The organism is Limnohabitans radicicola, assembly GCF_014837235.1.
GTDB lineage: Bacteria > Pseudomonadota > Gammaproteobacteria > Burkholderiales > Burkholderiaceae_C > Limnohabitans_A > Limnohabitans_A radicicola.
In genome coordinates this window covers 224,147-250,765 of record NZ_JACYFT010000002.1, presented here as the reverse complement: position 1 = coordinate 250,765, position 26,619 = coordinate 224,147, and the positions used below count along the sequence as shown (strand labels likewise).

Annotated in this window: 25 protein-coding genes; 4 read left to right on the top strand and 21 right to left on the bottom strand. The window is 62.6% G+C overall.

Going from position 1 to position 26,619, the window contains the following annotated elements; all coding sequences use genetic code 11:
• The 18 genes from secG to IC609_RS08875 form a co-directional block, all read right to left on the bottom strand.
• Positions 1–363 (bottom strand): preprotein translocase subunit SecG, encoded by a 363-nt coding sequence (secG, locus tag IC609_RS08960; RefSeq protein ID WP_191819162.1) that lies wholly within the window; start codon positions 361–363, stop codon positions 1–3.
• A 31-nt stretch (positions 364–394) separates the two neighbouring features.
• Positions 395–1,141, bottom strand: a complete 747-nt coding sequence (gene tpiA / locus IC609_RS08955) for a triose-phosphate isomerase (RefSeq protein ID WP_191819161.1) — start codon at positions 1,139–1,141, stop codon at positions 395–397.
• Positions 1,138–2,157, bottom strand: coding sequence for an NAD(P)H-quinone oxidoreductase (locus tag IC609_RS08950; protein WP_191819160.1), 1,020 nt, complete (start codon positions 2,155–2,157; stop codon positions 1,138–1,140). Before IC609_RS08950 ends, tpiA begins: the two co-directional genes overlap by 4 nt.
• Before the next feature lie 67 nt (positions 2,158–2,224).
• Positions 2,225–4,354, bottom strand: coding sequence for a polyribonucleotide nucleotidyltransferase (gene pnp, locus IC609_RS08945; protein WP_191819159.1), 2,130 nt, complete (start codon positions 4,352–4,354; stop codon positions 2,225–2,227).
• Between the two features lie 208 nt (positions 4,355–4,562).
• Positions 4,563–4,829 carry a 30S ribosomal protein S15 gene (gene rpsO, locus IC609_RS08940; RefSeq protein WP_191819158.1) on the bottom strand — a complete coding sequence of 89 codons (267 nt, stop codon included), beginning with the start codon at positions 4,827–4,829 and terminating at the stop codon, positions 4,563–4,565.
• A gap of 150 nt (positions 4,830–4,979) precedes the next feature.
• Positions 4,980–5,486 (bottom strand): disulfide bond formation protein B, encoded by a 507-nt coding sequence (locus IC609_RS08935; RefSeq protein ID WP_191819841.1) that lies wholly within the window; start codon positions 5,484–5,486, stop codon positions 4,980–4,982.
• Positions 5,487–5,502: 16 nt separating this feature from the next.
• Positions 5,503–6,591, bottom strand: coding sequence for a sulfate/molybdate ABC transporter ATP-binding protein (locus IC609_RS08930; protein ID WP_191819157.1), 1,089 nt, complete (start codon positions 6,589–6,591; stop codon positions 5,503–5,505).
• 22 nt (positions 6,592–6,613) lie between these two features.
• Positions 6,614–7,534: a sulfate ABC transporter permease subunit CysW gene (gene cysW / locus IC609_RS08925; protein ID WP_191819156.1), complete on the bottom strand. Its 921-nt coding sequence runs from the start codon at positions 7,532–7,534 to the stop codon at positions 6,614–6,616.
• Positions 7,531–8,394 carry a sulfate ABC transporter permease subunit CysT gene (cysT, locus tag IC609_RS08920; protein ID WP_191819155.1) on the bottom strand — a complete coding sequence of 288 codons (864 nt, stop codon included), beginning with the start codon at positions 8,392–8,394 and terminating at the stop codon, positions 7,531–7,533. The genes cysW and cysT overlap by 4 nt, the downstream gene beginning before the upstream one ends.
• 10 nt (positions 8,395–8,404) lie before the next feature.
• Positions 8,405–9,397 (bottom strand): sulfate ABC transporter substrate-binding protein, encoded by a 993-nt coding sequence (locus tag IC609_RS08915; RefSeq protein WP_191819154.1) that lies wholly within the window; start codon positions 9,395–9,397, stop codon positions 8,405–8,407.
• Positions 9,394–9,972, bottom strand: coding sequence for an RBBP9/YdeN family alpha/beta hydrolase (locus tag IC609_RS08910; RefSeq protein WP_191819153.1), 579 nt, complete (start codon positions 9,970–9,972; stop codon positions 9,394–9,396). The genes IC609_RS08915 and IC609_RS08910 overlap by 4 nt, the downstream gene beginning before the upstream one ends.
• A gap of 117 nt (positions 9,973–10,089) precedes the next feature.
• Entirely contained in the window at positions 10,090–10,443 is a 354-nt protein-coding gene (locus tag IC609_RS08905) for a carboxymuconolactone decarboxylase family protein (RefSeq protein ID WP_191819152.1), read from the bottom strand.
• 22 nt (positions 10,444–10,465) lie between these two features.
• The gene (locus IC609_RS08900; protein WP_191819151.1) at positions 10,466–10,756 is read right to left on the bottom strand and encodes a rhodanese-like domain-containing protein; all 291 of its coding nucleotides are present in this window, start codon (positions 10,754–10,756) and stop codon (positions 10,466–10,468) included.
• A gap of 23 nt (positions 10,757–10,779) precedes the next feature.
• A complete protein-coding gene (locus IC609_RS08895; RefSeq protein ID WP_191819150.1) occupies positions 10,780–12,054 on the bottom strand; it encodes an NAD(P)/FAD-dependent oxidoreductase in 1,275 nt (424 codons plus the stop codon).
• 39 nt (positions 12,055–12,093) lie between these two features.
• Positions 12,094–13,464 (bottom strand): TolC family outer membrane protein, encoded by a 1,371-nt coding sequence (locus tag IC609_RS08890; protein WP_191819149.1) that lies wholly within the window; start codon positions 13,462–13,464, stop codon positions 12,094–12,096.
• Positions 13,465–13,493: 29 nt separating this feature from the next.
• Positions 13,494–13,703 (bottom strand): YgaP family membrane protein, encoded by a 210-nt coding sequence (locus tag IC609_RS08885; RefSeq protein WP_191819148.1) that lies wholly within the window; start codon positions 13,701–13,703, stop codon positions 13,494–13,496.
• A gap of 11 nt (positions 13,704–13,714) precedes the next feature.
• Entirely contained in the window at positions 13,715–16,960 is a 3,246-nt protein-coding gene (locus IC609_RS08880) for an efflux RND transporter permease subunit (protein ID WP_191819147.1), read from the bottom strand.
• Positions 16,961–16,972: 12 nt separating this feature from the next.
• A complete protein-coding gene (locus tag IC609_RS08875; RefSeq protein ID WP_191819146.1) occupies positions 16,973–18,040 on the bottom strand; it encodes an efflux RND transporter periplasmic adaptor subunit in 1,068 nt (355 codons plus the stop codon).
• 88 nt (positions 18,041–18,128) lie between these two features.
• Between IC609_RS08875 and IC609_RS08870 the strand changes: the two genes are divergently transcribed.
• A complete protein-coding gene (locus tag IC609_RS08870) occupies positions 18,129–18,467 on the top strand; it encodes an ArsR/SmtB family transcription factor (RefSeq protein WP_191819145.1) in 339 nt (112 codons plus the stop codon).
• Between the two features lie 160 nt (positions 18,468–18,627).
• Here the strand turns inward: IC609_RS08870 and IC609_RS08865 are convergent, their stop codons facing one another.
• Both IC609_RS08865 and IC609_RS08860 read right to left on the bottom strand, forming a co-directional pair.
• A complete protein-coding gene (locus tag IC609_RS08865; RefSeq protein ID WP_191819144.1) occupies positions 18,628–19,632 on the bottom strand; it encodes a sulfate ABC transporter substrate-binding protein in 1,005 nt (334 codons plus the stop codon).
• Between the two features lie 232 nt (positions 19,633–19,864).
• Positions 19,865–20,641 (bottom strand): ferredoxin--NADP reductase, encoded by a 777-nt coding sequence (locus IC609_RS08860; protein WP_191819143.1) that lies wholly within the window; start codon positions 20,639–20,641, stop codon positions 19,865–19,867.
• 208 nt (positions 20,642–20,849) lie between these two features.
• Here IC609_RS08860 and IC609_RS08855 point away from each other — a divergent pair, with 208 nt between their 5' ends.
• Together IC609_RS08855 and mnmC are read left to right on the top strand one after the other, a co-directional pair.
• Positions 20,850–21,125: an oxidative damage protection protein gene (locus IC609_RS08855; protein WP_191819142.1), complete on the top strand. Its 276-nt coding sequence runs from the start codon at positions 20,850–20,852 to the stop codon at positions 21,123–21,125.
• 6 nt (positions 21,126–21,131) lie between these two features.
• Entirely contained in the window at positions 21,132–22,934 is a 1,803-nt protein-coding gene (mnmC, locus tag IC609_RS08850) for an FAD-dependent 5-carboxymethylaminomethyl-2-thiouridine(34) oxidoreductase MnmC (protein ID WP_333473670.1), read from the top strand.
• Between the two features lie 6 nt (positions 22,935–22,940).
• On the opposite strand, the gene IC609_RS08845 is transcribed toward mnmC, so the two are convergent.
• Positions 22,941–24,881, bottom strand: coding sequence for a M61 family metallopeptidase (locus tag IC609_RS08845; protein WP_225224100.1), 1,941 nt, complete (start codon positions 24,879–24,881; stop codon positions 22,941–22,943).
• Positions 24,882–25,020: 139 nt separating this feature from the next.
• Between IC609_RS08845 and IC609_RS08840 the strand changes: the two genes are divergently transcribed.
• Positions 25,021–26,616, top strand: a complete 1,596-nt coding sequence (locus IC609_RS08840) for an FMN-binding glutamate synthase family protein (RefSeq protein ID WP_408611016.1) — start codon at positions 25,021–25,023, stop codon at positions 26,614–26,616.
• The last annotated feature ends 3 nt before the right edge of the window (positions 26,617–26,619 follow it).

Genomic DNA, 26,619 nt, shown 5'->3' with positions numbered 1-26,619 from the left:
TTACTTGGCAGGCGCAGAGGCAGGCGCTGCATTGCCAGGAATTTGGGCTGCCGGGCTGCTGTCCACCACAGGTGCGGGTGCGGTCACTGCCGCGCCTTCGAGCACGCTGCCCGAAGACTGGGGACGGCTGTTGCCCAGATAGGCCAACAGCAAGGTGCAGACGAAAAAGACGGCGGCAAGCACCGCCGTGGTGCGCGACAGGAAGTTGGCCCCGCCCGTGGCCCCAAACAGACTACCGGATGTCCCACTCCCAAAGGCAGCACCCATGTCAGCCCCCTTGCCGTGCTGAACCAGGATCAAACCAATCATGGCCAGTGCCGACAGCATCTGAACCACCAGAATCAAAGTCAATGCAACGCTCATTACGATCTCCGAAAATCAAAAACAAACAGGCTCAGCGCGAAGCGGCCCGCAAAATGGTCAAAAAGTCAGCCGCCTTGAGGGCAGCGCCACCGATCAGGCCGCCATCCACATCGGGCTGAGCCAACAAGTCAGAGGCATTGGCAGCGTTCATGCTGCCGCCGTACAAAATGGCAACCCGCTCGGCATGCGCCGTCGCGGCCTTGATTTGGGCGCGCAAGACCGCATGCACCTGCTGGGCCTGCTCAGGAGAAGCTGTTATACCGGTCCCGACTGCCCAGATGGGTTCATAAGCCACCACGATCTCGCTGATGCAGTGGCCATTTTCATGGATCACAGCCGCCAGCTGACGCTTGACCACGGCCTCGGTCTGCCCTGCTTCACGCTGCGCCAGGGACTCCCCCACACACACGATGGGGGTGATGCCATGGGCCAGCGCCTGCTTGGCCTTCAGCGCCACCAGCTCGTCGCTCTCACCGTGGTACTGGCGGCGCTCCGAGTGTCCAACGATGCAGTAACGCACCCCAAAATCACGCAGCATGCTGGCCGACACCTCGCCGGTGTAGGCGCCTGCCGTGTGGGCAGACACATCCTGGGCCCCCAAGACAATGGGCGAGCCCGCCAGCAAGAGCTGAACCTGCGCCAGATAAGGGTGCGGCACGCACACCGCAGCACGGCAGCGCACAGCCCCCAAACCATCGCGCAAACCATCAAGCAAGGCCTGATTGGCAGACAAGCCGCCATTCAGCTTCCAGTTGCCCACAATGAGCTTGGTGCTCATGCTGCCTCCCAGGTCAACACAATTTTGCCCACATGCTGGTTCGATTCCATCAAGGCATGCGCCGCAGCCGCCCCACTGGGGTGACTTTGAGCGGGTGCCTGCGCTGGGAACACACTGTGAATGACCGGCTTGATCCGACCCGACTCCATCCAGGGCCAGACATGCCGCCTGAGCGCCTGGGCAATGGCCCCTTTGAACGCCACCGGGCGTGGACGCAAGGTCGAGCCCGTGATCTGCAAACGGCGACGCAGCACCAGGCCTGCATTGAACTCGCTTTGAAGGCCCCCTTGCACCGCGATGATGACCAGACGGCCGTCCTCAGCCAAAGCCTCGACCTCGCGGGCGACGTAGCTGCCGGCGACCATGTCCAGAATCACGTTCACGCCCTGCCCGTCGGTCAGGCGCTTGGCCTCTGCCACGAAGTCCTGCGTTTTGTAATTGATCGCATGGTCGGCACCCAGCGCCAGACAAGCCTGGCACTTGTCATCCGACCCCGCGGTCACGATCACGCGGGCACCGGCAGCCTTGGCCATCTGGATGGCCGTCACACCAATGCCACTGGAGCCGCCCTGAATCAGCAAGGTCTCCCCCGCCTGCAGGTGACCACGGTCGAACACATTGGACCAGACCGTGAAAAATGTCTCGGGCAAAGAAGCCGCTTCAATGTCGCTCAGCCCCTTGGGCACGGGCAAACATTGGGCCACAGGTGCAACGCACAGCTCGGCATAGCCACCACCGGCCACCAAAGCGCACACACGGTCACCCACCGCCAACCCTGCAGCCTGCATGGCCTGCGCATCTCCAGACACCACCACACCCGCCACTTCGAGTCCCGGAATGTCCGAGGCCCCCGGTGGCACGGGGTAGTTGCCCATGCGCTGCAAAACATCCGGTCGGTTGACGCCACTGGCCAGCACGCGGATCAGCAACTCACCAACGCCCGCCACCGGGTCCGGGCGCGTGCCTGGAACCAGCATGTCGGGAGCGCCGTAGCTTTGAATCTCAACAACTTTCATGGCCTGCCTGAAAATGAAAATCCCGCGAGGGTGCCAACCTGGGTCGGCACCAACGCAGGATGAAAAATCACTGCTGCTGTTGCTGCTGCTGAGCACCTTGTGCTGGACGGTCCAGCAAGGCCTTCATCGACAACTTCACGCGGCCTTTTTCGTCTGTTTCCAGAACCTTGACCTTGACGATCTGGCCTTCGCTCAGGTAGTCGGTCACTTTCTCGACGCGCTCGTGGGCGATCTGGCTGATGTGCAGCAGACCGTCCTTGCCGGGCAGCAGGTTGATCAGGGCACCGAAGTCCAAGATCTTGGTCACGGGACCTTCGTAGACCTTGCCGATTTCGACTTCGGCCGTGATCTGTTCGATGCGCTTCTTGGCGATCTCAGCCTTCTCGCCATCGGTGGCGGCGATGGTGATCGTGCCGTCTTCTTCGATGTTGATCTGGCAGCCGGTCTCTTCGGTCAAGGCGCGGATGGTGGCGCCGCCTTTGCCGATCACGTCACGGATCTTCTCGGGGTTGATCTTCATGGTGAAGAGCTTGGGCGCGAAATCAGACACCTCGGTGTTGGCTTCGCTCATCGCTTCTTGCATCTTGCCCAGGATGTGCATGCGCGCTTCTTTGGCCTGGGCCAAAGCGACTTGCATGATTTCCTTGGTGATGCCCTGGATCTTGATGTCCATCTGCAGCGCGGTGATGCCGTTGGTGGTACCGGCCACCTTGAAGTCCATGTCACCCAGGTGGTCTTCGTCACCCAGGATGTCGGTCAGCACGGCGAAGCGGTTGTCTTCCTTGATCAGGCCCATGGCAATACCGGCCACGTGGGCTTTCATCGGCACACCCGCATCCATCATCGACAGGCAGCCGCCGCAGACGGAGGCCATCGACGAAGAACCGTTGGACTCGGTGATCTCGGACACCACACGCAGGGTGTAGGGGAACTCTTCCTTGGTTGGCAGCACGGCCACCAAAGCACGCTTGGCCAGACGGCCGTGGCCGATTTCGCGGCGCTTGGTCGAACCCATGCGACCGACTTCACCCGTGGCAAAGGGAGGCATGTTGTAGTGGAACATGAAGCGGTCTTCGAACTCACCAGCCAATGCATCGATGCGCTGTGCATCGCGCTCGGTGCCCAGGGTGGTCACGACCAGCGCCTGGGTTTCACCACGGGTGAACAGGGCCGAGCCGTGTGTGCGGGGCAGCACGCTGTTGCGGATTTCGATGGGACGCACGGTGCGTGTGTCGCGACCGTCGATGCGGGGCTCGCCGGCCAGGATCTGGCTGCGAACAATGCGGGCTTCGATTTCAAACAACAGGTTGTCGAGCTTGACGGGATCAAACGCCACACCCTCCTCGGCCAAAGCGACTTTGACCGAGGCGTAGGCCTCACGGCAAGCGTGTGTACGGGCTTGCTTGTTGCGGATCTGGTAAGCAGCGCGCAGCTTGTCTTCGGCCAGGCCAGCCAGCTTGGTTTCGAAAGCGGTGTCGCGGGCAGGCGCTTGCCAGTCCCACACCGGCTTGCCCGCTTCGCGCACCAGCTCGTGGATGGCGTTGATGGCGGTCTGGCTTTGCTCGTGGCCATAGACCACAGCGCCCAACATGATTTCTTCAGACAACTGCTGGGCTTCGGATTCGACCATCAGCACAGCGGCTTCGGTACCGGCCACCACCAGGTCCATCACGCTGTCTTTGCGCTGGGTCTGGCCGGGGTTCAGGACATATTCGCCATTGATGTAGCCCACGCGCGCAGCGCCAATGGGGCCATTGAACGGGATGCCCGAGATGGACAAAGCAGCAGACACGGCGATCATCGCAGCGATATCGGCATCGACTTCGGGGTTCAGCGACACGGTGTGGATGACCACGTGCACGTCGTTGTAGAAGCCTTCGGGGAACAGAGGGCGGATCGGACGGTCGATCAGGCGGCTCGTCAGGGTTTCGTGCTCGCTGGGCTTGGCTTCGCGCTTGAAGAAGCTGCCAGGGATCTTGCCTGCAGCGTAGGTCTTCTCGATGTAATCCACCGTCAGGGGGAAGAAGTCTTGACCGGCCTTGGCGATCTTGGAACCCACCACGGTGGCCAGCACCACGGTGCCTTCCATGTCGAGCAGCACGGCGCCGCCGGCTTGGCGAGCAACTTCGCCGGTTTCCATCTTGACCGTGTGCTGGCCCCACTGGAATGTTTTGGTGACTTTGTTGAAAATGGACATGTTCAGAACTCCTGAAAATCAAGGGGCATGAGGCTGCACCCGGGGCCCGGAACCTGACTTTCTGAACTCGATGCCATTCCACAAAACCTTGGTTTGAAAGCCTTGTGGAATGACACAGCGCGAGAACGCCCGGACAAATTCCGAATAAAAAACAATAAAGCGCCTGAGCTAGTGACCTAACTCAGGCGCTTTTCATCTGTGGATGCGTTTACTTGCGCAGGCCAAGCTTGGCGATCAGTGCAACATAACGGTCAGCATCTTTGGACTTGAGGTAGTCCAGCAGCTTGCGGCGGCGGCTCACCATGCGCAGCAGGCCACGGCGACCGTGGTGGTCTTTGGCGTGTTGCTTGAAGTGAGGGGTCAGCTCGTTGATACGGGCTGTCAGCAGAGCCACCTGGACTTCGGGGGACCCGGTGTCGTTGGCAGCGCGGGCGTTGGCCTTGACGACCTCGGCTTTGATGGAAGAAGCGATCATGATTTTTCCTTTTTTTCGCCTGCACCCGAAGGCGGCAAAGCGATGTTGTTGACTTGCGCTGGCGGCTGGAAGTGCTGACAGCGTGCGCCTTGCACCATGCAAAGCCCTGAGATTATAGCCCGAAACGCCCTGCCCTCCGGGGGCCGGGCATCAGCGAGACCGCCAGGCGACCCAAGCCAGCACCACACCGGTCAAGGTGAACGCGGTGAAAGCCACAAAAGACCAATTGGCGATCGAGCCACCCAGAAAGGTCCAGTCCACCTTGGTGCAGTCTCCGCTGCCCTTGAAGATCATGGGGATGGCGCGCTGAAGTGGAAAGTTCTCCACCATGCCGTAAAAGTCACGCCCACAGCTGACCACCTCGGGCGGGTACCACTGGATCCAGCTTTGGCGGGCGGCCGTGAAAGCGCCAAATCCCGCCTTGAGGGCCATCAGCACAGCGAACACCGCCTGCCCGGTCGGACGGCTCAGCCGGGAGCCGACCAGCGCGATCACCGCCACCCCGATCAGCGCATAGCGCTGCACGATGCACATGGGGCAAGGGTTGAGCCCCACCACATGCTGCAGGTACATGCCAAACGCCAGCATGCCCACGCACGCCAGGGCCACCAGCGCGAACACGCGCCGAACCGTCAGATCCACACCCGCCAAACGCATCAAAACAGCAGTCAATTCAGGACTCGACAAAGACACGGGCCTTGCGCGGGGTCAGCACCAGCATCTCCCCTTCACGCAGCGCCTGCTCCCTGAATTGTGCCGCAGAGATCTGCGCTTCGATCACCGCATCTTTGCCAAAACCCAGGTTTTCAGAGGGCTCCAGCTCCAGGCGTGCGACAGGCCCCACAACGATGGTGCGTGTGAGCTTGGCCACAATGCCCTGCGCCCCCGGGGTGTAGCGGGCCACATCCAGATCGTGCGGACGCACATAGGCAAAGGCCTTGGCGTCCTGCACCTGACCGTGCTCCGGGCTGTCCAGCCGCACGGCGTGGTGGTCTGCGCCGATCAGCATTTCGCCCTCGTGGGCGCGGCCGTGGAACAGGTTCACATCGCCCAGGAAGCCATACACAAAAGGGCTGGCCGGGTGGTCCCACACGTCCTGGGGCGAGCCGATCTGCTCGATGTTGCCCTTGTTCATCAGCACCACGCGATCGGCCACTTCCAGGGCCTCTTCCTGGTCGTGCGTCACAAAAATGCTGGTCACATGCAACTCGTCGTGCAGGCGGCGCAGCCAGCGGCGCAGCTCCTTGCGCACCTTGGCGTCCAGCGCGCCAAAGGGCTCGTCCAGCAGCAGCACTTTGGGCTCCACGGCCAGCGCACGGGCCAGCGCGATGCGTTGGCGTTGCCCGCCCGACAGCTGCGAGGGGTAGCGGTCGGCCAGCCAGTCCAGTTGCACCAGGCCCAGCAGTTCGTGCACCTTGCGCTTGATTTCAGACTCGCTGGGGCGCTGGCCACGGGGTTTGACACGCAGGCCAAAGGCCACGTTCTCGAACACCGTCATGTGGCGGAACAAGGCGTAGTGCTGGAACACAAAGCCCACCTGACGCTCGCGCACATGCACATGCGTGGTGTCTTCACCGCTGAAGGCGATGGTGCCCTGGTCGGCCGTCTCCAGCCCGGCAATGATGCGCAGCAGCGTGGTCTTGCCACAACCAGACGGGCCCAGCAAGGCGACAAGTTCACCCGATTCGATGTCGAGACTGACGTTGTTCAGCGCCGTGAAGTCGCCAAATTGTTTGTGGACGTTGCGGATTTCGATGCTCATGGCTCAAAACTTTCAATCGGATTCAGACCTGCGCACCAGCGGCAGGGGTCAATGGCCGCTCAGGCGGCGTGTCGGCAGCGGCGCGCAACTCGCGCTCGTGACGCCATTCGATGACTGACTTGATCACCAGCGTGACCAGGGCCAGCAGCGCCAGCAAGGAAGCCACGGCAAAAGCGGCCACCGACTGGTACTCGTTGTAGAGGATCTCCACATGCAGCGGCATGGTGTTGGTCTGTCCACGGATGTGGCCCGACACCACCGATACGGCACCGAACTCGCCCATGGCCCGGGCATTGCACAAAATGACACCGTAAATCAGGCCCCACTTGATGTTGGGCAGCGTGACGTACCAGAAGGTTTGCCAGCCCGTCGCACCCAGCACGATGGCGGCCTGTTCCTCGTCGTTGCCCTGTGCCTGCATGAGCGGGATCAACTCGCGGGCGATGAACGGAAAGGTCACAAACACCGTGGCCAGCACGATGCCCGGCACGGCGAACACGATCTTGATGTCGTGCGCCTGCAGCCAGGGGCCGAACCAGCCCTGCGCGCCAAACATCAGCACATAAATCAGCCCTGCCACCACGGGCGAGACCGAGAACGGCAAATCCACCAGCGTGGTCAAAAAGGCCTTGCCTTTGAACTCGTACTTGGCAATCGCCCAGGCGGCGGCAATGCCGAACACCAGGTTCAGCGGCACCGCCACCGCAGCGGTGATCAGCGTCAGGCGAATCGCCGACCAGGCGTCGGGCTCCTTGAAGGCCTCCAGGTAAGCGTCAAGCCCCTTGCGCAGCGCCTCGGTGAACACCGCCGCCAGCGGCAGGACCAGGAACAGGAACATGAAGACCAGCGCCACGCCGATCAAGCTCCAGCGCACCCAGGTGGGCTCGGTGGTGCCCGATTGCGCGCGCCGCGCCGAGGCTTTGAGAGAAGGTGCACCACTCATGCCGGGGCTCCTGAATGACGGCGCTGCCAGGCCTGCAATGCGTTGATGACCAGCAACAAAATGAAGGAGAACACCAGCATCACCACCGCCACGGCCGTGGCCCCGGCATAGTCGTACTGCTCGAGCTTGCCGATGATGATCAGCGGCGTGATCTCGGACACCATGGGCATGTTGCCCGCGATGAAAATGACCGAACCGTACTCGCCGATGGCGCGTGCGAACGCCATCGCAAACCCCGTCAGCAGCGCAGGCGCGATGGACGGGAAAATCACCTTGCTGAAAGTCTGCCAGCGCGTCGCACCCAAACAGGTGGCGGCTTCTTCGAGTTCTTTTTCAGCGTCTTCGAGCACCGGCTGCACCGTGCGCACCACAAAGGGCAAGCCGATGAAGATCAGCGCGATCACCACCCCATTGGGGTTGAAGGCCAACTGGATGCCTATGGGCTCCAGGTACTGCCCCACCCAGCCGTTGCCCGCGAGCAAGGCCGTGAGCGAAATGCCGGCCACCGCCGTGGGCAGCGCAAAAGGCAAGTCGACCAGCGCATCCACCACCTTCTTGCCAAAGAAGTCGTAACGTACCAGCACCCAGGCCACCAGCAGGCCAAACACCACGTTGACCAGCGCCGCGATGAACGAGGCCCCAAAGGTCAGGCGGTACGAAGCGAGCACACGCGGCCCCGTCACAGCCGACCAGAACTGCTCCCAGCTCAGGGTGAAGGTCTTGAACACCAGCGCCGACAAGGGAATCAGCACGATCAAACTCAAATACAGGATGGTGTAGCCCAGGGTCAGGTTGAACCCGGGCAACACCTTGGCTGGCGCCCGCCGTTTGGCAGGCGCCGCAATGGGCAATGCGGTCATGGGAAAAAACTTATTTGACGGTGTAGATCTTGTCGAACTGGCCGCCGTCGTTGAAATGCACCTTCTGCGCCTCGGCCAAGGAGCCGAAGACTTCGCTCACAGCAAACAGCTGGATCGGCTTGAAGGTCTTGCTGTACTTTTTGAGCACCGACTGCGAACGGGGACGCAGCGCATGTTTGGCTGCAATCTCTTGCGCTTCTTCGGAGTACAGGTAGTCCAGGTAAGCTTTGGCCAGCTCAGCCGTGCCCTTCTTGGCCACCGTGCGCTCAACGATGGCCACCGGGTTTTCGGCAATGATGCTGATCGACGGGTGCACCGCATCGACTTTGCCTTCACCAAATTCACGGTCCACCGACACCACTTCGGACTCGAAAGTCACCAGCACGTCGCCAATATTGCGCTGCAGGAAGATGGTGGTCGCATCACGCCCACCCTTGGCCAGCACAGGCACGTTTTTGTAGAGCTTGCCCACAAATTCGGCGGCCTGGGCGTCGGTGCCGCCCTTCTTCTTCACATAGCCCCACGCGGCCAGGTAGGCCATGCGGCCGTTGCCACCCGTTTTCGGATTGACCACGATCACCTGGATGCCGGGCTTGACGAGGTCATCCCAGTCCTTGATGTTCTTGGGGTTGCCGTTGCGCGTGAGGAACAGCATGGTCGAGCTGGTCGGCGAGGCGTTGCCCGGGAAACGCTTGGCCCAATCCTTGGCCACCACGCCCGTGCTGGCCAGAAAATCCACATCGGTGGTGGTGTTCATGGTCACCACATCGGCATCCAGCCCGTCGTTGACCGCACGCGCCTGTGCGCTGGAGCCGCCGTGGGCCTGGTCGATCTTGACGTCCTTGCCGGTGGTCTTTTTGTAATGGGCCACGAAAGCGGCGTTGTAGTCCTTGTAGAACTCGCGGGCCACGTCGTAGGAGGCATTGAGCAGCGTCTGGGCGCTGACCCATGTGCCCGAAAGTGCCAAAGTGGCGGCCAAAGCCGCTTGCTTGAACTTGTTCATGCTGTTTCCAATTCAACAGGAGAGGCACCGCGCCAGGAGAGCGATGCCGTGAGGGATTGCAGGAGTGCCAGGCCCAAAGGCCATTCGCCGAAGCCGGACTCCACATTGATGTGACCCGCATTTTGCAGCCTCACGACCTCACTGCCCCAGGAGCGCGCATAAGCCCCTGCGGTGCGCACGGGGCAATACGGGTCGTTGGTGCTGGCCACCACGATGCTGCGGTATGGCAGTGGCTGGTAAGGCACGGGGGCGAAGTCGGACAGCACACCCCGGCGCTCGGGATCGGCCGGGGCCACCAGCAGCGCCCCCTGGATGCGCCGTGCCACGTCAGAGGGCAAATGCGTGACCGCGATGCAGCCCAGGCTGTGGGCCGCCAGCACCACCGGCCCCGGTTGCGCGAGGATGGTGCGGCCAATCGCCTGCACCCAGGCGTGGCATTTGGGGCGCTGCCAGTCTTCCTCGGACTGCACCACCCGCACCGCGCCTGGCAAGGCCTCGGCCCACAGGCTCTGCCAGTGGCCAGGCCCGGAGTTGCGCCAGCCCGGCACGATCACGATGGAGGGTTGAAAAGACATGGCAGCGATTGTCGATTCGCCGCCTTCATTCTCAAACGAATGATTTGTTGTTTGCTTATATGGAAAACCAGCTAAAGATCGGTTCCCAGCCCGCTGCCTTGGCCGGGCCCGGCCAGATCATCCTTGCGCAGGTGCAAACGCGTCCCAGGCCGCCAATGCTTCGGCGGTGTACATCAGCGCCGGGCCACCGCCCATGTAGACGCACACGGCCAGCATTTCTTCCAGCTCCTGGCGGGTGCACCCCAGGCGCCGCAACGCCTTGACATGAAAACCAATGCAACCCGAGCAGTGCTGGGTGATGCCGATGGCCAGAGCGATCAGCTCCTTGTGCTTTTCGCTCACGGCGCCTTCGGCCATGGCCGCTTTGGCCAGCTGCCCAAAGCCCTGCATGGCCTCGGGCTGGGCCTTGCGCAAGCCGCTCAGAGACTGGTTGATGTTCTGGATCAGTGTGGGGTGGTCGAAGGTGCTCATGTTGCTTGCTTTCTGTTAGATATCAAAGGCGATCGATGGGCAGACCGAATTGCATGGACACCGCGCCTGCCGAACCGCCGTTGCTGACGTGCTGGTAGCCCAGCTGCTGCATGAAATTGCAGGCCATGCCCGAGCGGCCACCCGATGCGCAGCACAGGATCACGGCAGTGGTTTTGTCAGGCACTTGGTTCGCGATGTCATCGGCAAAACGGTCGAGCGGAATGTTGATCGAGCCGCGCACATGGCCAGTGGCGAACTCGCCAGGCGAGCGCACATCAACGATCAGAGGAATGACGGGTCTTGCGTGTGTCATGTTTGAGGTGTGCTGTGAACGGTTTATTTTTCAAGGCGGAAGATGCCCAAAGCCTTGAGCACGTATTTTTCGTACACCGGCTCGGAATTGCCACTCTTCATTTTGCTGAGGAAATATTTTTCAAACGCAATCTTGGCCAGATGGACCCATTTGCCCTTTTTGAACCAGTTGACGTTGCGTGGCGGAATCTGTGGCAAGGCCACGAAAGCCGCACCGGTGTCGCCCATGTCGGCCAGGCAAATGGCGTTCCAGGTGCCTTTGGCTGTGGCAGGCTGGCCTGACAGATCGGCAGCGATGTTGTGCGCGATCGCCGTCACCATGGTCTCGATCATGTAGCCGGTCTTAGGCGCACCGGTGGCCACGGGTGTGACCTCAACGGGCGGAATCGCCACACACACGCCTGCGGCAAAAATATTCTTGAATTTCTTGCTGCGCTGGAACTCGTCGATCAGCACAAACCCGCGCGGGTTGCACAACTCGGGCACAGCAGCTATGGCATCAATACCTTTGAAGGCGGGCAGCATCATCGACAACTTGAAGGGTACCTCGTGCTCTTTGTACGTGCTGCCCAGATCGTCCACCTGCGTGACGAACAGTTTGCCCGCCTCCACCTTGGTGGTTTTGGCGTTGGTGATCCATTTGATGTCGTTGTTGCGGAACTCGCTCTCCAGCATCGATTTGCTGTCGCCCACCCCACCCAGGCCCAGGTGCCCGATGTAGGGTTCGCTGGTGACGTAGGTCATGGGCACCTTGTGGCGCAGTTTGCGGCGGCGCAAATCGGTCGCCAGGATGAAGGCAAATTCATAGGCCGGTCCAAAGCAGCTGGCACCCGGCATGGCACCAATCACCACCGGGCCGGGGTTCTCCAGAAAGGCCTGGTAGTCCTTCCAGAACAACTCGGCATGGTCCACCGTGCACACCGAATGCGTGTGACCACCGTGAGGGCCAGCACCGGGCACTTCGTCAAAGCTCAGCTTGGGGCCAGTGGTGATGACCAGATAGTCGTATGCCAAGACTTGCCCATCGGCCAGCGTGATTTGGTTGCCTTCGGCCTCAATGCGGGTCACTGCTTGGGCAATGAAAGCAATGCCTTTGCGCTCCAGCAAGGGCGCAATCTTGAGCGTGATGTCGTCACGCTTGCGCCAGTTGACGGCGATCCAGGGGTTGGACGGTGTGAACTGGAAATAATCCACCGCACTCACCACGGTGATGGTGTGCTCCTTGCCAAGCAATTCACGCATTTCGTAAGCGGCTGGCATGCCACCCACGCCTGCACCAAGAATCACGATATGGGCCATGGTTTTGTCTCCTTGGAATGAAATGTTGGAAGGCCTGGTTCAATTCGCCAATGCGGCATTGACCGTTTGCAGCTGGACTGTGTCCAGCTGGCCCGCAGTGGCGTGCAGTTGCAATTGCGCCATCAGGGTGTCGATCTGCCCTTGCAGCCAAGCCAACTCGGCTGCACTGGCATCGTTTTGCGCGTTGAGCAAATCCAGCGTGGTGCGGTCACCCACCTGGCGGCCCAGCCGCGTCGAATCCAGACGCGCCTGACTGGCCTTGCGGGCCGCATCGAGCGCGGCCAGATGGGCCTGCCCGCTTTGCACCGCCTGCCAAGCGGCGCGTGTCATCTGCCCCACCTGCTGACGGCTGCGCTCGAACTCGGCGCGGGCTTTGTCATGCAGTTGTGTGGCTTCTTCCAGCTTGGCGCTGCGCCAACCACCGGTGTAGAGCGGCACATTCAGCACCAGGCCCAGCATCTGCTGACTTTGCGTGTTGCTGGCCGAGCCATGGTCGCCCGAGCCAGTGAGCCGATCCCGCGAAGCCTGCGCCACCAAATCCAGCGTGGGTGAAGCGACTGCACGGTGTTTTTCGATGTCCTGTTGCGTGGCGTCGACCTGGGCTTGTTGCAGCCTGAGCATCGGGTTGTTTTGCTCAGCCCGCTGGAGCCAGGTTGTCAAGGGGTCCAGGGACTGACCTACGGCCACGCGTACGGGCACTTGAAGTTTCAGCGCGTGAACCGGCAAGCCGGTCACATCGCTCAGGATCTGCCTGACCATGGCCAGGTCATTGCCAGCCCCAATGGTCTGGGCCGCCAAGGCTTGCGCTCGCGCCTGGGCTTCATGGGTATCTGTCACCGGGGCATCGCCCAGTTGGAAGCGGTCTTTCGCTTCGACCAACGCTTTGTCTACCGCCAGCTGTTGTTGCTGCACCAGCGCCAAACGGCGCTCGGCCAGTACCACATCAAAGTAACGCTGCGTGGTCTGCAACATCCATTCTTGCTGGGCCAGTTGCCATTCGTGCTCGCTGGCCTGGCTGGCGATGCGCAGCTGGGCGCTCTGGGCAAGGCGCTCGGGGTTGTAGAGCGCCTGCCTGGCATTCAAAGTCCACCGGGTGGCCGTACCTCCGTTGACAGAAGTGCTGAACGATGCGCCACTGAGTGGCACAGAACCAGGCATGGTGAATTGCGCCCCGTCCATCTGACTTTTTGCACTGGCCCAGCCTGCGCTGGCACTCAGACCCACTTGGGGCCGCCACAATGCGGCGGCCAGTTCACGCCGAGTCAATCCGGCCGCCCGACTGGCTTGACTGATGGTGCCTTGCGGATCATGCTGACGTGCCGCATCCCAGACTTGCATAAGGTCGGTGGCACTGGCGGCTGAGGTGCAGAGCAGCACCACCGCAGACGCAAGCAGCGTGCGTGGGTTCATATTGACGCCCCGTGTTGAATCTGAATGGATCAGCAGCCAGGCTCAACGCCCATTTTGCGCAAGATGGAGTCCATCAGGCACCACTGGGTGAGCGCGCTTTGCAGCAGGTTTGCACCCACAAAGGCGGTGAATGCCAGCCACCAGGGGCTCACAAACACGGGACTGCCTTCGATGCCCATGGCCAGCGATGCCAGGATGAACGTGCCAGCGACGAGGCGGACGATTTGCCAGGATTTCATGAGATTGCTCCTCAGGTTGATGAAATGGTTTGCGCAGGCTCGTACCGATGGCGGTAAGCCGCGTAGTAAAGCGTGGGGATCACGACCAGCGTGAGGATGGTCGAGACAAAGATGCCGAAAATCAGCGAGATGGCCAGGCCGTTGAAGATCGGGTCGTCCAGGATGAAGAACGCCCCCAGCATGGCGGCCAGGCCCGTGAGCATGATGGGCTGGGCCCGGGTGATGGCCGACTGCACGATGGCTTGCTTGAAGGGCACGCCCTCTTTGACCTGCAGGTGGATGAAGTCCACCAGCAAGATGGAGTTGCGCACGATGATCCCGGCCAGCGCGATCATGCCGATCATGCTGGTGGCGGTGTACTGCGACTGCAGCAGCGCGTGCCCGGGCATGACGCCGATGATGGTCAGCGGGATCGGCGCCATGATGATCAGCGGCGTGAGGTATGAGCCAAACTGTGCCACCACCAGCAGATAGATCAACACCAGGCCCACCGCATAGGCCGCGCCCATGTCGCGGAAAGTCTCGTAAGTGATCTGCCACTCGCCGTCCCACTTGAGGGCGTAGCCGCGCCAAGCGTCGGCGGGTTGGCTGATGAAGTATTCGTTCAAGCTTGCGCCATCGGGTGCCTGTATTTTCTGGATGGCACTGCGCATCTGGAACATGCCGTACAGCGGACTGTCGAGTTGGCCCGCCATGTCGGCAGTGACAAAGTTCACCGGCAGCAGGTCCTTATGGATCACGGGCTGCTCGCGCTCGCTGTCTGTCACGGTGACCAGTTCGCGGATCGGCACCAGCTTGCCCGAAGCACCGCGCACTGTGAGCTGCAGCAGTGCCGACAAATCGCCATGCCGCTCGGCGGGCAATTGGATCAAAGCCGCAGCCGGGTACTTGCTGCCATCGTGCAGGTAGGTTGTGGCCTCTCCGGCCAGGCCAGCCCGCAAGGTGGTCACGATGGCTTGCTGCGATATGCCCAGCGCCGCAGCCTTGCGGCGGTCCACCAGCAGCAGCTTGCGCGGTGCGGCGGCAATGCTGCTGTCGTCCACATCCACCACGTTGTCGGTCTTCTCTAAAATGGCGCGCACCGCCTTGGCCACGCTGCGGCGGCCCTCGGCGTCGGGCCCGTAAATCTCGGCCACGATGGGGGCCAGCACGGGCGGGCCGGGTGGCATCTCGACCACTTTGATGTTCGCGCCAAAGCGCTGGCCAATGGCCTGCAACTCCGGGCGCAGGCGTGTGGCGATCGCGTGGCTCTGGTCCTTGCGGTGGTGCTTGTCCACCAGTTTGACCTGCATGTCTCCCATCTCTGCACCGGCACGCAGGTAGTACTGACGCACCAGGCCGTTGAAGTTGATGGGCGACGAGGTGCCCGCATAGGCCTGGTAATCGGTCACCTCGGGCTGTTGCGCCAGATGGCCCCCCAGCTCGCGCATGACGGCGGCGGTCTGCTCCACCGGGGTGCCCGCAGGCATGTCCACCACCACCTGGAACTCCGATTTGTTGTCGAAGGGCAGCATCTTGAGCAGGACCAGGCCAGTCGCAGGCAGAACCAGAGAAAAAGCGATCAAGCCCGCAATGCCCAGACCCAGCAACTTGCGGTTGCGCCCGCCTTGCTCGTTGTGCAGCAAAGGCTCGAACACCCGATCAAACAAGGGGCCAAGTTTGGCGGCCAGGCCAGCGGGGGCGGCATGCGAACTGCCCGCATGCGAAGCCTTCATCCAGATACGGGCCAGCCAAGGCGTGACCACAAAGGCAATCGCCAGCGACAGCAGCATGCCCATGCTCGCGTTGATCGGGATCGGGCTCATGTATGGGCCCATCAAGCCGCTCACAAACGCCATGGGCAAAAGCGCGGCGATCACGGTGAGCGTGGCCAAAATCGTGGGGCCACCCACTTCGTCGACCGCACCGGGAATGATCTCGGCCAGGGTCTTGCCCGGGTACAGCTGCTGGTGGCGGTGGATGTTTTCCACCACCACGATCGCATCGTCCACCAGAATGCCAATCGAAAAAATCAGCGCAAACAGCGACACCCGATTGAGCGTGAAACCCCAGGCCCACGAAGCAAACAGCGTCACCGTGAGCGTCAGGATGACGGCCGTGCCCACAATGGCTGCCTCGCGTTTGCCCAGCGCAATGAACACCAGCGCCACGACTGAAGCCGTGGCAAACAGCAGTTTCTGGATCAGCTTTTGCGCCTTGTCGTTGGCCGTGGCACCGTAGTTGCGCGTCTCGGCCACCTGCACTTCGTCGGGGATCACCGTGCCACGCAGCGCCGCCACACGATCCATCACGGCGTTGGCCACGTCGATGGCGTTTTCACCCGGCTTTTTGGTGATGGTCAAAGTCACCGCCGGGTACTCGCCACCACCCGCGGACTTGCCCAGGCCGTGGGTCACATAACGCGTGGCGGGCAAGGGGCCTTCTTCGACCTTGGCGACGTCTTTCAGGAACACCGGGCGGCCGCCTTGCACGCCCACCACCAAGTCGGCCACATCGGCCGCTTGCGAAAGGAATGGCCCGGCCTCGATGCTCACGCTCTGGTTGCCCGCGATCAATTCACCCACCGGGAGCCCCGAGTTGGCCGACTGCAGCGCCATGCGCAGGTCGCTCACCGTGACACCAAACCCGGCCATGCGCTCGGGCTCAATTTGCACCAACACAGCGCGATCAGGCCCACCCAGCGTCTGCACATCCTGTGTGCCTTTGACGCGCTTGATGTCCGCTTCCATGCTGTGCGCCACACGCTCCAGGTTGTAGGCACTGGCGTCATCGCTTTTGCTGAACAACGTGAGCGTGACGATGGGCACATCGTCCACGCCCTTGGGCTTGATCAAAGGCTCCATCACGCCCAAGCCCCTGGGCAACCAGTCGGCGTTGTCGCGGATGGTGTCGTGCAAACGCACCAGCGCCTCGGTGCGCGGCACGCCCACCTTGAACTGCACCGTCATCACGGCCACACCCGGGCGCGAAACCGACATGACGTGCTCCACGCCCGCGATTTTTGACAGCACCTGCTCGGCCGGAATGGCCACCATCTGCTCCACATCGCGCACAGCCGCGCCCGGGAAAGGCACCAGCACATTGGCCATGGTCACGTTGATCTGGGGTTCCTCTTCGCGCGGCGTGACCATCACCGCAAAAATGCCCAGCAGCAAAGCCACCAAGGCCAGCAGCGGCGTGATCTGCGCGCTCTGGAACAGGGCAGCGATGCGACCCGAAATGCTCAAGGCCGTGTTTTGATTTGTGGGCTCGTTCATGTCAGAACCCTTTCAGCGCGCAGCGCCCGCCAGTTGGGGCTCGGCCGCCACCTTGTCGTCCTTGCGCAGACCGCTCAAGACCTCGACCCGATCCCCCGAAACTTGGCCCAGTCGCACCTGGCGCAAGCTGGGCTGGCCTTGGGCGTTGATCACATACACCCCCGTCATTTCGGCGCGGCGCACGATGGCGCTGGTGGGCAAGTACATGCGATCAGCACCCGCCTGAGCCCCTTGGCCCGCACCTGCCACGGGCAACCACACCCGCGCAAACAAGCCCGGGGCCAGCCCTGGCGTACCGGCAGGCAAATTCAGACGGATCTGTCCGGTGTGCGTGACCGGGTCCACCGCAGGCAGCACCTGCACCTGCTGGGGCAACTGCGGTGAGCTGTGCCCCGCCACACCCGGCAGCTCGTAGCGAACCGCTTTGGCTTGCGCATTCACAGCGGCCAGCAAGGCTTGCGGCACGGCGGCTGTCACGCGCAGCGCCGAGGGGTCGTGCATCGTCACCAGGGCCCGTCCAGGCATGGCCATGTCGCCCAAGGTGACCGACACCTCGCTGACCACGCCTGCATAGGGCGCATTCAAGACAAAAAAGCCCGACTGGGTTTGCGCCGCCTGCGTCTGGGCCTGCAATGCTTTCAGCTGCGCCCTGGCCGCATCCCACTGCGCCTGCGCACGCTCAAAGGCCGCCTGGCTGATGTATTGCTTTTGCAGCAGCTGTTTTTGCCGCTCAAGCTCCTGGCTGGCCACCGTCAGGTTGGCCTGCGCGGCGTCCACCTGCGCGCTGGCACCCACCACGCCCTGCTGCGCCGCGCGTGCGTCGATGCGCAGCAATTCCTGCCCCGCCCGGACCGTGTCGCCCGCTTTCACATTCAAAGCCACCACCGCCCCAGCCACCTGGGTCGACAGTGTGGTCTGGCGCACCGCCTCCACCACCCCGTCCAGACGGTTGGCGGCCTGACTGGCACTGCTGTCCACCGCGATCACTTTCAGCGCGGCAGGCTCTGCCGCCGGGGCCTCGGCTTGCATACACAACATAACCACTGCGGCCAGGGATGTCAGCACAAAGGAGCGTTGCATCGTCTTGTCTTTCTGAATTTGCTTATTTAACTGATTAGCTAATTATCGAATGATACAATGAAAATGGCAACAGCAAGGAGTTCAAGCCATGGAACAGTTACCCGAAGGCGCATTGACCGAAGTCGCGGCCTACTTCCAGGTGCTGGCCGAACCCACGCGACTGCAGATCCTCAACATCCTGCGTTCGGGCGAGCGCAATGTGGGTGAACTGGCTCAGATGTGCGGTTTCACCGCCGCCAACGTCTCACGCCACCTGGCGCTGATGACGCAGCAAGGCCTGGTCGAGCGCGAAAGCCGGGGCACCAGCGCCTACTACCGGATCGCCGACCCCTCAATCTTTGCGCTGTGCGACCTGGTCTGCGGCAACATCGCCCGCCAGATGGAAAAAGCCGCCGAGCGCCGGGCGGCTTTCACAGCCCTGCCCTGACACAGCGCCAGACTAAAGCCCCTGCGTGACAGGTTCTGTGCGAGACACCACACCGGACCAATAACGGGAACACGTTTGCCTGCGCAGGCCCATCCGCCCAAGAAAAAAGCCACTGGGCACGCACATGCCCAGTGGCTTTTTGGCTCGCATTTGAAGTCTTCTATTTCCTCACGTAGATCTGGTCAAAGCTCGCGCCATCGGCAAAGTGTTCCTTGCTCGCCTTGCTCCAGCCGCCAAAGGCCTGGTCGATCGTCACCAGGTTGAGCTTGGGGAACTGCTTGGCGTATTTGGCCTGGGCCTTGGGCGAGATGGGGCGGTAAAAGTTCTTGCCGGCGATGTCCTGGCCTTCGTCGGTGTAGAGGTACTCCAGGTAGGCCTGCGCCACGGCGCGGGTGCCTTTCTTGTCAACGTTCTTGTCGACGATGGTCACGGCAGGCTCGGCCAGGATGGACAGCGAGGGATAGACCACATCGAACTTGGCCGAGAACTCCTTTTCGAGCAGGTAGGCCTCGTTTTCCCAAGCGATCAGCACATCGCCCTGGGCGCGCTGAGCAAAGGTGATGGTGGAGCCACGGGCGCCGGTGTCGAGCACGGGCACGTTCTCGTAGAGCTTTTTCACGAACTCCTTGGCCTTGGCCTCGCTGCCGAATTTGCGCTTGGCGAATTCCCACGCGGCCAGGTAGTTCCAGCGGGCACCGCCCGAGGTCTTGGGGTTGGGCGTGATGACCTTGACGCCGGGCTTGACCAGGTCGTCCCAGTCCTTGATGCCCTTGGGGTTGCCCTCGCGCACCACCAGGATGATGGTCGAGGTGTAGGGCGAGCTGTTGTGCGGCAGGCGCTTTTGCCAGTCGGCCGGGATCAGCTTGCCGTTGTCGTGCAGGGCATCGGTGTCACCGGCCAGCGCCAGTGTGGCCACGTCAGCGTCCAGGCCGTCGATGATGGAGCGGGCCTGCTTGCCCGAGCCGCCGTGCGACTGCTTGACGGTCACGTCCTGACCGGTCTTGGCTTTCCAGTGTTTGGCAAACGCCTGGTTGAATTCAACGTACAGCTCGCGGGTGGGGTCGTACGAGACATTGAGCAGGCTGACCTGGGCATGCGCTGCCAGCGCAGAAAGGCCCAGCGCGGCGCCGGCGATGAGTTGGGTAAAACGGCGGTGTGTGGTCATGAAGAACTCCAGAAATGCTTCGTCTTTTTGACGATGGAACGGATTCTGGGTTCTTCTCTTTAAAACTCAAACTACTGTTTTTAAATTTCTTAATGCCGAAATCATCTATGGAAAAAGCGCATGCGACTCAGCGCGATTTCCGGACCGGACCCTGGCACAGCTGGGGTGCTTTGGCCGCACTGCCACAAAAAAACCGGCCTGAGCCGGTTTTTGGGAGGAGTGCTTGAGCGCTTCACGCGTCGGCAAAAGCCCGCTCGATCACGAAAGCACCAGGGGTGCTGGTGTTGCCTTCTTTGAGGCCGCGCTCTTCGCAGATGCGCTTGAGGTCACGCAGCATTTCGGGCGAGCCGCAGATCATGATGCGGTCGGTTTCGGGGTTGAGCGTGGGCAGGCCCAGGTCGGCAAAGAGCTTGCCGTTTTCGATCAGGTCGGTCACACGGCCTTGGTTTTTGTAGGGCTCACGGGTCACGGTGGGGTAGTACAGCAGCTGGTTCGTGACCATCTCGCCCAGGAACTCGTTGGCGGGCAAATCTTTCGTGATGTACTCGTGGTAGGCCAGTTCGTTGACCTGACGCACGCCGTGCACCAGGATGACCTTTTCGAAACGCTCATAGGTCTCGGGGTCGCGGATGATGCTCATGAACGGGGCCAGGCCCGTGCCGGTGGACAGCAGGTACAGGTGCTTGCCGGGCAGCAAATAGTCGCACAGCAAGGTGCCGGTGGGCTTGCGCCCCACCACAATGGTGTCGCCCACCTGGATGTGTTGCAGCTTGGAGGTCAAGGGGCCATCAGGCACCTTGATGCTCAGGAATTCGAGGTGTTCTTCGTAGTTGGCGCTGGCGATCGAGTAGGCGCGCAAGAGCGGTTTGCCGTTGTCCTGGCGCAGGCCGATCATGGTGAAGTGGCCGTTGGAAAAGCGCAGGGCCTGGTCTCGGGTGGTGGTGAAGCTGAACAGGCGGTCGGTCCAGTGGTGAACGCTCAGCACGCGTTCTTCAAGAAAAGCACTCATTTGGGTCAAGCAGGTTGGACCGGGGTCAGACCCCAAGTCACGAGGGGGATGCAGAAGATTGCTACAGTTGCGGTCTGAGAGACCACTGAAAAGGCAGCCGCATCATGCGACAGGGCTGTATTTTCCAGTGATTCGCACACAACTGGAAATATGAAGATTTTATATCCCTATAACCAGCACTCATAAAGACACCAAAGGCAACACACACATGGCACGCACCGTTCAATGCATCAAACTCGGCACCGAAGCAGAGGGCCTGGACTTTCCGCCCTACCCCGGCGAGCTGGGCAAACGCATCTGGGAAAGCGTCAGCAAGCAGGCCTGGGCCGACTGGCTCAAGCACCAGACCATGCTGGTCAATGAAAACCGCCTGAACCTGGCCGACCTGCGCGCCCGCCAGTACCTGGCCCGCCAGATGGAAAAGCATTTCTTTGGCGAAGGCGCTGACGCGGCGCAAGGCTTCGTGCCCCCACCCCAAGCCTGAACTGCAGTGACTGCTGCACCCGTGCCCAGCGGCTGGCAGGGCCAGCGGCACTGGCATGTTCTGGGCATCGGCCAGGGGCTGGCGCTGGACTTTCTGCAGACCTGGCAAGCCTGGCAGCAAGATCCCCAAGGGCCTGAACGTCTGTTCTACACCGCCGTGACGGACAGCCCGGACTCGGCCAGCGAACTGGCCCGCCTGGGCCACGCGAACCCCACACACCAAGACCTGATGGCCGAGCTGGGCCCGCTCTGGCGCGGCCTGCTGCCGGGTGTGCACCGCCTGGTGCTGGGCCATGGGCGTGTGCAACTGACACTGTGTGTGGGCCCGGCCGACAAAATGCTGCGCGAAACCGATGTGGCAGCAGACCGGGTGTGGCTGGCGCAATGGCCCACAGCGGGCGATGCTGCGCAGCACATGCTCAAGGCGATCTCGCGCCTGTGCAAACCAGGCACCCACTTGCACTGCGGCACGGCATGGCCTGACGATGCGCCAGCTGTGCTGCTGCCTTGCGGATTTGACACCGACAACGCCTCCCAGGGCGGGACCATGCGGCACGCCGTGTTTGCCCCCCGCTGGACAACGCGCACACGCCAGCGCAGCGCCAGCCGCCCTGATGGGCAACCGCGCCAGGCACTGGTGTTGGGTGCTGGCCTGTCGGGCTCGGCCACGGCTTTCAGCCTGGCGCAGCGGGGCTGGCAGGTGCACGTGCTCGATGCGGGCACAGCCCCCGGTGCCGGGGCTTCGGGACTGCCTGCGGGCCTGACCGCACCGCACGTCTCGCCCGACGACAACATCCTCTCGCGCATCACCCGCGCCGGGGTGCGCGCCACCGTGCAACGGGCACGCCAATTGCTGAAGACCGGGCAAGACTGGGCGCCCACGGGCGTGCTGGAGCACCGGGTCGAAGGCAAACGCAGCCTGCCTGTCAGCGAGGCCTGGCCCCTTGCAGGCCACGAATGGAGCACCCCAGCCAGCAGCGAACACCTCACCCAGGCGGGCTTGCCCGCGCATGCCCAGGCGCTGTGGCACAGCCTGGGTGCCTGGATACGCCCCCGGCAACTGGCCCGCGCCCAACTGCAGGCCTGTGGCGTGCAGGTGCACTGGCAATGCCGCGTGGCCCGGCTGGTCCGCACGGGTCAGGACTGGCAGGCGCTCGACGCCCAAGGCCAGGCACTCGGCCGCGCGCCCGTGCTCATCGTCGCGGGAGGCTACGACACACGGGCCCTGATGCAGGACCTGTCGCCAGCGCATGCGCCCTTGCCCCTGAACCCCTTGCGGGGCCAGATCAGCATGGGGCCGCTGTCAGCGCTGCCCGAGGCCATCGCCCAGCAGTTGCCGCCCTTTCCGGTCAATGGCCACGGCAGCTTCATCACGGGCGTGCCCATGCCGGGACACGCGCCAGACACTCCCGGCGAAGCCGGGTGGTACCTGGGTTCCACCTTCGAGCGGGCCTGCCCCGAGGCCCTGCTGCGGGATGAAGACCACGCCGCCAACCATGCACGCCTGGCCACTTTGTTGCCCGCCTTGAGTGAGCCTATGCGACCGGCTTTTGCCTTGGACCAGGTGAGCGGCTGGGCAGGTTTGCGCTGCACCCTGCCCGACCGCGTCCCTGCGGTGGGCGAACTCGATGCCGAGCGCTGGCCGGGCCTGCACATTTGCGCAGGCATGGGGGCCCGGGGCATCAGCCTGTCGGTGCTGGCGGGCGAGCTGATCGCCGCGCAGCTCGAAGGCGAGCCCCTGCCGCTGGCGCCGTCTCTGGCGCAGCACCTGGCGGCTTCTCGCTTCGCGGCACGCCAGCTGCAGGCCTGAGCCACCTCACTGGCGGGCCTTGAGCACCCCGGCGTCGAGTCCTTCGGGCATACCCTCGATGCGCACCAGGCGCGGGTAACGCAGGCCCTGGCGGTAGTCCAGCGTCAGCGTGCGGTACTGCTCGCCTTCCTTGACCAGCAGTTGCAGCGGGGCTTGGCCCGACTTGTTGGCAGTGATGGCGGCAGACAGCCGCTCGGCCTTGTAAGCCTTGCCCTGCACAGCGACCACCGAGAGTGCCGGGCTCATGCCGGCTTCAAAGGCGGGGCTGTTCCAGCGCACCTGCTGCACCTGCCCATCGGGCTGGAGCACCAGGCCCAGCGAGTAGCTGAAGTCATCGGCCTGGCCTCGCCCGTTGCCGCTGCGCGACCACTCGCTGGGAGTTTCGGCCCAGTCCAGACGCCAGCCAGCGCGCTGCAAACCGTCCAACGGTGCGGCCAGCGCGTGGCTGTCGAGGCGTTCACGCAAAAAGGCTTTCCAGTCGTGCGGCTGCACTTTGTTGAGCGCCGCCACGATGTCGTCGAAGGTGTAGGTCAGTGGCGCCACACGGTCGGGTTCCACCCCGAAAAACAGCTTGGCAAAGTCGTCCAGCGAACGCTGCCCCTTACTCTTGTCACGGATCAGGGTGTCGGCGTCCAGCCAGATCAAGGATGACTCGTCGTAATAGTCCGAGCCCCGCTGCCAGTCGCGCCAGGTCGCATTGCGCCCAGAGCGCATCGTGCCTTCGTTGGTGGTGTCCTGCAGGTTGCGCCACAACTTGCCTGCCCGGTAGGTGTACTCGGCGGCCGTGCGCGCCATCAGGTCGCGGGTCTGCTCGGGCGTGACCAGGCCACTGCGCGCGGCCAGCACCCGTCCCCAGTACTGGGTCTGCCCCTCATAGAGCCACAGCAAGCTGTTGCGCATGGGCTGGTTGAAATGCGGGGTCCACAAGTCGGCGGGGCGACGGAATTTGCCGTTCCACGAATGCACGTACTCGTGGGGCAACAGTTCGCGGGCACCGACGGACTTGGCCCAGTCCTTGAAGTAGTCTGGAAGCACGCCGTTTTCGCTGCTTTCATGGTGTTCCAGACCGATGCCGCCCATGCGCTCGGACAGGGCCAGCAAAAAGTCGTAATGCCGGAAGTGACGCGAGCCCATGAGCCGATCGGTCTGCTGGACCAGCTGGCGGTGGGCTTCGATTTGCGCGTCGGACGCCTGCAACTGCTCAGGCGCGTCGGCAAACAGGTGGAGCACCACGGGCTTGGCCGCGCCCTGGGGATCAAGCGCGATTTGTTGGTGGTGGCGACCGGCAAAAATGGGCGAGTCGACCAGGGTCTCCAAAGAAGTGGGCTCAAACTGCCAGGTGTCGCCCTGGCGGCCTGTGACGCGCAGTGCCGTCGCGGCGTGCCAGCCTGCGGGCAGCGTCACGCTGGCCTGCACCGCAATGCCTTTGGCTTGGAAGCCGCCGGGATAAATCACCTGGCTGATCCATTGCAGGTTGAGCATGTCGCGGGTCATGACCACGCGGCCTGTCTGCCCGCGCACCTCGCTCAAGAACTGGAACTCCAGCCCCAGCTCATTCACCCCGGCAGGCACCTGCACATGGAAGCTGTAGGGGTCCACCGTGTCCCGCTGCCAGGCCAGGGTCTGGCCTTGGGCGCGGATCTGCAACCCGGCCATGCGCTCGATCTCGCCGTAGGGACCATGCGTTCCAGGCAAAAAACGCGGGTAGTGGAGCGTCAACGCGCCGGGCTTGACGGGCAAGGTCTGCTGGATGCGGAAGATGCGGCGATCCAGGTCGGTGGCATCCACATGCAGGCGCAAGACGCCGGGATAGCGCTCACCTGATGCGGAGTGCGAAGACACAACCGTGCCCCCCTGCGCCAAGACAGGCTGCGCCACGGCCGATCCCAGCATGGCCAGCAGCACGCACAACAAGGCCCTGCGACACCCCATTCCTGCCAATCTCATCACCGCCCACTCCGCCAGACAAAAACATGATTTTGTCGCAAACCCGCGATGGCCCAAAAATCAAATAACTGAAAAATTTGCCAATCCAAACGGCCATGTGACATGATCCAACCCTCCCCCAGCGCAGGAACTTTTGCCCGTGCACAGCATTGTCCGATTCACCCCTTGGCTGGTCACTGCCCCTGTGGCCGTGGTGTGCTGGCCTGTTTCGACACCCTTATCGCTGGTATTTCTGGGTTTGTTTGCCCTGGGTGTCCAGGATGTCTTGCAGACCAAGCAGGCCGTTCGCCGCAATTACCCGGTCACTGGCAGACTGCGTTACGCACTCGAATACATCCGCCCGGAACTGCGCCAGTACTTTCTGGAAGACGATGAGCAAAAGCTGCCCTTCTCGCGCAGCGAGCGTGCCATGGTCTATGCCCGATCCAAAGAACAAAACGACCAACGCGGTTTTGGCAGCATCAAGGACATGTACCAGGCTGGCACCGAGTGGATCACGCACTCGATGCGCCCTGAACAGCTCGACCCGGCGTCGCTGCGCATCACGGTGGGTGGATCGGACTGCCGCCAGCCCTATGCGATGTCGCTGCTGAACATCTCGGGAATGAGCTTTGGTGCACTGTCCCCCAACGCCATCAAGGCCCTCAACAAAGGTGCCGCCAAAGGCGGCTTTGCGCACGACACCGGGGAAGGCAGCATCTCGGTGCACCACCGCGAGCACGGTGGCGACCTCATCTGGCAAATCGCGTCGGGCTACTTTGGCTGCCGCACGCCCGAAGGGCGCTTTGACCCCGAACGCTTTGCCGCTCAGGCCCAGTCACCTCAGGTGAAGATGATCGAGATCAAGCTCTCGCAAGGCGCGAAACCGGGCCATGGCGGCGTGCTGCCCAAGGCCAAAGTCAGCGCGGAAATTGCCGAAGCACGGGGCGTGCCCATGGGCCAGGACTGTGTTTCACCCGCCCGACATTCGGCGTTTTCGACCCCGGTGGAACTGCTGAATTTTGTGAGCGAGTTGCGCCATTTGTCTGGCGGCAAACCGGTGGGCATCAAGCTGTGTGTGGGCCATCCTGGCGAGTGGTTCGCCATCGTCAAGGCCATGCTGCACACCGGGCAGACGCCAGACTTTGTGGTGGTCGACGGCAGCGAGGGCGGCACGGGGGCGGCCCCCATCGAGTTTGCGGACCACGTGGGCATGCCGCTGCGCGATGGCCTGCGGCTGGTGCACAACAGCCTGGTGGGGACGGGCTTGCGCGATCGCATCAAGATAGGTGCCTCCGGCAAGGTGATCTCGGCCTTTGACATGGCGCGTTGCCTGGCCTTTGGCGCGGACTGGTGCAACTCCGGACGGGGGTTCTTGTTCTCGCTGGGCTGCATCCAGTCACGCAGTTGCCACACCGACCACTGCCCCACAGGCGTGGCCACACAAGACCCCGTGCGCCAGCGTGCCCTGGTGGTGACGGACAAGGCCGAGCGGGTGTTCCACTTTCACAGCCACACGCTGCAGGCCTTGGCAGAACTGCTGGGCGCAGCGGGCCTGAGCTCGCCGGATCAGCTGCGCTGCGACCACATCATGGTGCGAAACGAGGCGGGACAGGCCCAGCCCTTGTCTGCGCTGATCGACACACTGGCGCCCGGTGCCCTGCTCAAGGACACGGAAACACCCGCTGCCCTGCCCGCTTTGTATGCCAGCCACTGGCCCAAGGCGCAGGCCCACAGCTGGTCTCAATCCGGCTAAAGC